This is a genomic window from Paraburkholderia sp. SIMBA_054, from assembly GCF_046534875.1.
In the GTDB taxonomy this organism is placed as follows: Bacteria; Pseudomonadota; Gammaproteobacteria; order Burkholderiales; family Burkholderiaceae; genus Paraburkholderia; species Paraburkholderia hospita.
On record NZ_JAWRXV010000495.1, the window covers coordinates 1 to 307 of the forward strand.

The window sequence follows — 307 nt, forward strand, 5'->3', positions numbered from 1 at the left end:
GCAAGCTCGCCGAAGATCTATCGTGCTCGAAGCGCTACAACGTGATCCATCTCATCTACCGGCAGAAGGAGTACGAAGGGCACTACAAGGACTTCCAGTTCGGCTTGTCGACCATGCGCGAGCATTGGCAAAGCGGGCTGGACGACATCCGTCATTCGCTTTCGCAACCGGACTGGCTTGCCATGCCGGATAACGACGCGGGTTTCGTCACGCACGACATTCATCGCGACGGGCGCTGACAGGCGAGTCGGCAAGTTCTGAGCCGCAAACAGAAACGGCGCCCTTCATGGGGCGCCGTTTCATATTC

1 protein-coding gene is annotated in these 307 nt (G+C 58.3%); it reads left to right on the forward strand.

The features are described from left to right. Positions 1-239 (forward strand): DUF3734 domain-containing protein (locus tag SB822_RS56050; protein ID WP_410858972.1); only part of this gene is annotated, 239 nt, incomplete at its 5' end. Positions 240-307: the final 68 nt, after the last annotated feature.